Source organism: Bradyrhizobium sp., from assembly GCF_050014615.1.
Classification (GTDB): Bacteria; Pseudomonadota; Alphaproteobacteria; order Rhizobiales; family Xanthobacteraceae; genus Bradyrhizobium.
In genome coordinates, this window is sequence record NZ_JBEKCZ010000260.1 from 1 (window position 1) to 6,728 (window position 6,728).

Consider the following 6,728-nt stretch of genomic DNA (forward strand, 5'->3'; position numbering starts at 1 on the left):
CAGCGCCGAAGCCGGTGAAGAGGACTTCCGCAAAAAAGGCCACTGCTTCGCCGCCGCGGTGATACGGCCTTGAAGCCGCGGGCTTCGACGTTGGGTCGTAGGGGACGGAAATTGTGGGCGAGTCCCGCATTTTCGCAAATGCGCTGCGCGTCGACACCCTTTCCAAATGCAGCAAAGACTGCAAGATGCCGGCAAAACCGGCCCTTGCCCATAAGCCTATGGAGGAACTCATGCGCGAAATCGGACATTTCATTGGCGGCCGCGAGGTCAAGGGCATTTCCGGCCGGTTTGCCGACGTGTTCGAGCCGATGACCGGCGAGGTCCAGGCCAAGGTGGCGCTCGCCTCCAGGGCCGAGCTCCGTGCCGCCGTGGAGAATGCGAAGTCCGCGCAGGTGGAATGGGGTGCTACCAACCCGCAGCGTCGCGCCCGCATCCTAATGAAGTTCCTCGAATTGGCGCAGCGTGACTATGACAAGCTCGCCGACCTGTTGGCGCGGGAGCATGGCAAGACGGTGCCCGATGCCAAGGGCGACATCCAGCGCGGCCTGGAAGTGGTCGAATTCGCCTGTGGTATCCCGCATCTGATGAAGGGCGAGTATACCGAAGGCGCCGGACCCGGCATCGACATCTATTCGATGCGGCAGCCGCTCGGCGTCGTCGCCGGCATCACGCCGTTCAATTTCCCGGCCATGATCCCGATGTGGAAATTCGCGCCCGCGATCGCCTGCGGCAATGCCTTTATCCTCAAGCCGTCGGAGCGCGATCCCGGCGTGCCGATGGCATTGGCCGCGCTGATGATCGAGGCGGGGCTGCCGCCGGGCATCCTCAATGTCGTCAACGGCGACAAGGAGGCGGTCGACGCCATCCTTGACGATCCCGATATCCGCGCCGTCGGCTTTGTCGGCTCCTCGCCGATCGCGCAATATATCTACGAGCGTGCCGCGGCCACCGGCAAGCGCGCGCAATGTTTTGGCGGCGCCAAGAACCACGCCATCGTGATGCCGGACGCCGACATGGACCAGACCGTCGATGCCTTGATCGGCGCCGGCTATGGCTCTGCTGGCGAACGCTGCATGGCGATTTCGGTCGCGGTGCCCGTCGGCAAGACCACCGCCGACCGTCTGATGGAAAAACTGATTCCGCGCGTCGAGAGCCTCAAGATCGGCACCTCGATCGATCCGTCGGCGGATTACGGTCCGCTGGTGACCAAGGCCGCGCTCGAACGGGTCAAGGATTATGTCGAGATCGGGATCAAGGAAGGCGCCACGCTCGCGGTCGACGGCCGCGGCTTCAAGATGCAGGGCTACGAGAACGGCTTCTACATGGGCGGCTGCCTGTTCGACAATGTCACCAAGGACATGCGGATCTACAAGGAAGAGATCTTCGGTCCGGTGCTCTCGGTGGTGCGCGCCCACGACTACAAGGAAGCGCTGGCGCTGCCGTCCGACCATGATTACGGCAATGGCGTTGCGATCTTTACCCGCGACGGCGACGCCGCGCGCGATTTCGCCGCCAAGGTCAATGTCGGCATGGTCGGCATCAACGTGCCGATCCCGGTGCCGATCGCCTATTACACCTTCGGCGGCTGGAAGAAATCCGGCTTCGGCGATCTCAACCAGCACGGGCCGGATTCGATCCGCTTCTACACCAAGACCAAGACCGTGACCGCGCGCTGGCCCTCCGGCGTCAAGGAAGGCGCGGAGTTCTCGATTCCCACGATGAATTGACCACGCATGATCTCGTAGACCGGATGCAGTTCGCTCTCAACGAGGACCAGATTGCCGTTCGCGACATGGCGCGGGATTTCGCCGCGGAAAAAATCGCGCCGCATGCGATCCGGTGGGATGAGGAAAAGCATTTTCCGGTCGATGTGATGCGCGAGGCCGCAGCACTTGGCATCGGCGGCATCTATATCCGCGACGATGTCGGCGGGTCGGCGCTGACGCGGTTCGATGCGGCGCTGATCTTCGAGGCGCTGGCGCAGGGCTGTCCGACGGTGTCGGCGTTCATCTCGATCCACAACATGGCGTCGTGGATGATCGACGCCTTCGGCAACGACACCCAGCGCAACAAGTGGCTGCCGAAACTCTGCACCATGGAATTGCTGGCGAGCTACTGCCTGACCGAGCCGGGCTCCGGATCGGATGCGGCGGCGTTGCGCACCCGCGCGGTGCGCGACGGCGATCATTATGTCCTCAACGGCCAGAAGCAGTTCATTTCCGGCGCCGGCAAGGGCGACCTCTATGTGGTGATGGTGCGGACCGGAAATGACGGACCCGGCGGCATCTCGACACTGGTGATCGAGGGCGACACACCAGGGCTGTCGCTTGGCGCCAATGAACGCAAGATGGGCTGGAATGCGCAACCGACCCGCGCGGTGATCTTCGAGAATGCGCGGGTGCCGGTCGCCAACCGGCTCGGCGACGAGGGCATCGGCTTCAAGATCGCGATGGCCGGGCTCGACGGCGGCCGCATCAACATCGCGGCCTGCTCGCTCGGCGGCGCGCAATGCGCGCTCGACAAGTCGCTGGCCTATATGAAGGAGCGCAAAGCGTTCGGTAAGCGCCTCGACGAATTCCAGGCGCTGCAATTCCGGCTGGCCGATATGGCGACCGAACTCGAGGCCGCGCGGACCTTCGTGTGGCGCGCGGCGGCGGCGCTCGATCGCAAAGACGCCGATGCAACCATGCTGTGTGCCATGGCAAAACGCTTCGGCACCGATGTCGGCTTCGAGGTCGCCAACCAGGCGCTGCAACTGCATGGCGGTTACGGCTATCTCAGCGAATACGGCATCGAAAAAATAGTGCGCGATCTGCGCGTGCATCAGATTCTCGAAGGCACCAATGAAATCATGCGGCTGATCATCTCACGCAAGCTGATCGAGGGCGCGCGATGACGGCGCCGGCCGCGGTCGTGGAGTCCGAAGGGGATCTGATCGTCCGGCGCGAAGGGTCGGCCGGCATCGTCAGGCTGAACCGGCCGAAAGCGCTCAACGCCATGACGCTGGAAATGTCTGTAGGTATCGACGCGGCGCTCGACCGCTTCGAATCCGATCCCGCGATTGCGGTGGTCATCCTGGAAGGGGCGGGCGAGCGCGGCCTGTGTGCCGGTGGCGATATTCGCGGCCTCTATGACAGTTCGCGCGCCGGTGGCGATCTTGGCAAGGTGTTCTGGCGCCAGGAATACGTCATGAACGCGCGCATCGCGAAATTCCCAAAACCCTATGTCGCGTTCATGGACGGGCTGGTGATGGGTGGCGGCGTCGGCCTGTCGGCGCATAGTGCGCATCGTGTCGTCACCGAAAAGACAAAACTGGCAATGCCGGAAGTCGGTCTCGGCTTCTTTCCGGATGTCGGCGGCACCTGGCTGTTGTCGCGCTCGCCCGGCGAGACCGGAACCTATTTCGGATTGACCGGCCAGACCATGAACGGTCCGGATGCGATCCATGCCGGGTTTGCCGATAATGTTGTGCTGTCCAGCCAGCTCGCTGCTTTGCGCGAAGCCCTGACCCAAATCCGCCCCGGCACGGCATCGAGCGAGGTCAGCAATCTGATCGCGGGCTTTTCAACCGGAGAGGCCTCCGGCCCGGTCGCCGCGATGCAGGCCAGGATCGACGGTTGGTTCGCTGGCGAACGGATGGAGGATATCTTCGCATCGCTGACGCGCGATGGCTCCGAACTGGCGCTGGCGACGTTGAAGACGTTGAACGAGAAATCGCCGCGCGGCATGGTCGTGACCCTGAAGCTGCTGCGGCTGGCGCGGGCGTCGTCTTCGCTGGAACAATGCCTGGTGCGGGAATATCGTGCCGCGCTGGAAGTGTTCCGAAGCGACGATTTTCGCGAAGGCGTGCGCGCCGCGGTGATCGACAAGGACCGCAATCCCCACTGGTCGCCCCCGCGGATTGAGGATGTCACGCCTGCGATGCTGGCGCCTTACTTTGCGGATATTGGTGCCGATGAACTGGTGTTCGACCAAATAAAATAGAAGCGTCCGAGCGGAGGGAATTAGAGATGGCCAACATCGCATTCATTGGTCTGGGCAATATGGGCGGCCCGATGGCGGCCAATCTGGTCAGGGCCGGCCACAGAGTGGTCGCGTTCGATCTGGTCGGTGCTGCGCGCGAGCAGGCAAAGGCCGATGGGGCCGGAATTGCCGACAGCTCGGTGGCCTCCGTCAAAGGGGCCGATGTGGTCATTACCATGCTGCCGGCCGGCAAGCATGTTCTGGCGGTCTGGGCCGAGATATTGCCCGCAATGGTCAAGGGCGCGCTGATCATCGATTGTTCGACCATCGACGTCGAAAGCGCGGTGCAGGCCCATGGTCTGGCGGCCAAGCACGCCGTCGCCTCAGTCGATGCGCCGGTATCCGGCGGTACCGGCGGCGCCAGGGGCGCGACGCTGACCTTCATGGCCGGCGGCGAGGCGAAAGCCTTCGCCGCGGCCAAGCCGGTGCTGGAAAACATGGGCAAGAAGATCGTGCATTGCGGCGGTGCCGGTGCCGGCCAGGCGGCCAAGATATGCAACAACATGATCCTGGGTATTTCCATGATCGCGGTCAGCGAGGCCTTTACGCTCGCCGAAAAGCTCGGGCTGTCGCATCAGGCGCTGTTCGATGTGGCCTCGACTTCGTCGGGGCAATGCTGGTCGCTGACATCCTATTGTCCGGTGCCCGGCCCGGTGCCGACATCGCCGGCCAACAATGATTACAAACCCGGCTTTGCATCGGCGCTGATGGTGAAGGACCTGACGCTGGCGCAGGACGCGGCCAGGACCGCCGGCGCGGCGACGCCGCTCGGCAAGCATGCGCAGGAGATTTACAAGGCGTTCGACGCGGCGGGACATGGCGGGGTGGATTTCTCCGGGATCATCCAGCACGTTCGCGGCCTCGCCGGGAAATAGCTGAGAGCCGATGACAACATTCCAGGAAGCCCGCGCTTTCCTGCTCCGGCATCGCACGGAGTACGACAAGGCTGTCGCGGATTTCCGTTGGCCCGACCCGGCGCCGTTCAACTGGGCGCTGGACTGGTTCGATGCGGAGCTGGCGCGCAACGCTGACAGCAGGAATCGCCCGGCGCTCTGGATCGTCGACGCCGGCAGCAATCGCGAGACAAAATTGTCGTTCGCAGCACTGTCCAGCCGTTCCAATCAGGTGGCGAATTTCCTGCGCGCGCAAGGCCTCAAGCGCGGCGATCATCTGCTGCTGCTGCTCGGCAACGTCATTCCGCTGTGGGAGACCATGCTGGCGGCGATGAAGCTCGGCGTGGTGGTGATCCCCGCAACCACGCTGCTGACGCCGGAAGAACTCCGCGACCGGCTCGATCGCGGCCGCGCCAAGGTCGTAGTGGCCTCGCAGGACCAGGTCGCCAAATTCACCGGCCTCGGCGGTGACGCGCTCATTCGCATCGTGGTCGGCGCGGCGTCGAAGCACGAGGGCTGGCTGGCCTATGAAGAGGCCGCGGATTTTCCGGAAGATTTCACGCCCGATGGTCCGACCGGACCTGAAGATCCGGTGCTATTGTATTTCACCTCGGGCACGACAGCAAAACCCAAGCTGGTGCGGCACAGCCAGCGCAGCTATCCCATAGGCGGGCTGTCGACGATGTACTGGCTCGGGCTGCAGCCGGGCGATGTCCACTTGAACATCTCCTCGCCGGGTTGGGCCAAGCACGCCTGGAGTTGCTTCTTCGCGCCCTGGAATGCCGGCGCCACGGTGTTCGTCGTCAATCAGCCGCGCTTCGACGCCAAGGGATTGCTCGCGACCATCGGCCGCTGCGGCGTCACCACGCTGTGTGCGCCGCCGACGGTGTGGCGGCTGTTCATTCAGGAGAAGCTTGCAACCTTCAAGGTCAGCTTGCGCGAGGTCTGCGGCGCCGGCGAGCCGCTCAATCCCGAAGTGATCGATCAGGTGCGCGCGGCGTGGGGACTGACGATCCGCGACGGCTACGGCCAGACCGAAACCACGGCATTGGCCGGCAATTCGCCGGGCCAGAAGGTGAAGGTCGGATCGATGGGCCGTCCGCTGCCCGGATTTCAAGTCAGGATCACCGACAGCGACGGGCACCCGACCAGGGAGGGCGAGGTCAGTCTGATGCTCGGTGATGACAGGCCCGCCGGCCTGATGCAGGGCTATCAGGGCGATGACGGCACGTTGAGCGGCGCCGACGGCGATCTCTATCGCAGCGGCGACGTGGTGTTCGCCGATGACGAGGGCTATCTGACCTTCGTCGGCCGCTCCGACGACGTCTTCAAATCATCGGACTACCGGATCAGCCCGTTCGAACTTGAAAGCATCCTGCTCGAGCACGAGTTGGTGGCCGAGGCCGCGGTGGTTCCCAGTCCCGATCCGATCCGGCTGGCGATCCCCAAGGCCTATGTGCTGCTGGTGGCGGGCGCGCAGCGTTCGCCGGAAACCGCGCTGTCGATCTTTCAGCATTTGCACGTCCGCCTGGCGCCGTTCAAGCGGATCCGGCGGATCGAACTCGTGACCGAACTGCCGAAGACGATTTCCGGCAAAATCCGCCGCGTGCAATTGCGCCGTCTCGAGCATGACAACAATCGCGACGATGCGCTGCGAGGTCAGGAATTTCGCGAAGAGGATTTCCCGGAGTTGCAGAAGGTCCGGTCAGCCGGATCAGCGGAGAGTTGACGAATGAATGAAGTCTGGAAGAAACCGCCGATCTCACTGGAGGCCTATCAGAATCTGGTCGGCCATGAAGTCGGCGTGTCGTC

At 63.6% G+C, this 6,728-nt stretch carries 6 protein-coding genes and 1 pseudogene; 6 read left to right on the top strand and 1 reads right to left on the bottom strand.

Annotated elements, in window-relative coordinates; genetic code table 11:
• The coding region (locus tag ABR948_RS27155; protein WP_428123971.1) for a hypothetical protein at window positions 1–232 on the bottom strand (232 nt) is incomplete at its 3' end.
• Between ABR948_RS27155 and ABR948_RS27160 the strand changes: the two genes are divergently transcribed.
• From ABR948_RS27160 to ABR948_RS27185, 6 genes and pseudogenes are all read left to right on the top strand, one after another.
• On the top strand, window positions 231–1,727 hold the full coding sequence (locus ABR948_RS27160) for a CoA-acylating methylmalonate-semialdehyde dehydrogenase (RefSeq protein ID WP_428123974.1): 1,497 nt from the start codon (window positions 231–233) through the stop codon (window positions 1,725–1,727). The two genes, ABR948_RS27155 and ABR948_RS27160, sit on opposite strands and share 2 nt — an antisense overlap.
• A gap of 23 nt (window positions 1,728–1,750) precedes the next feature.
• Window positions 1,751–2,896, top strand: coding sequence for an isobutyryl-CoA dehydrogenase (locus ABR948_RS27165; protein WP_428123976.1), 1,146 nt, complete (start codon window positions 1,751–1,753; stop codon window positions 2,894–2,896).
• A complete protein-coding gene (locus ABR948_RS27170) occupies window positions 2,893–3,984 on the top strand; it encodes an enoyl-CoA hydratase/isomerase family protein (RefSeq protein ID WP_428123979.1) in 1,092 nt (363 codons plus the stop codon). Before ABR948_RS27165 ends, ABR948_RS27170 begins: the two co-directional genes overlap by 4 nt.
• A 26-nt stretch (window positions 3,985–4,010) precedes the next feature.
• Entirely contained in the window at window positions 4,011–4,898 is an 888-nt protein-coding gene (mmsB, locus tag ABR948_RS27175) for a 3-hydroxyisobutyrate dehydrogenase (RefSeq protein WP_428123981.1), read from the top strand.
• Window positions 4,899–4,908: 10 nt separating this feature from the next.
• The gene (locus ABR948_RS27180; RefSeq protein WP_428123984.1) at window positions 4,909–6,645 is read left to right on the top strand and encodes an AMP-binding protein; all 1,737 of its coding nucleotides are present in this window, start codon (window positions 4,909–4,911) and stop codon (window positions 6,643–6,645) included.
• Between the two features lie 3 nt (window positions 6,646–6,648).
• Window positions 6,649–6,728: pseudogene (locus tag ABR948_RS27185) on the top strand (MaoC family dehydratase); the annotation flags it as partial.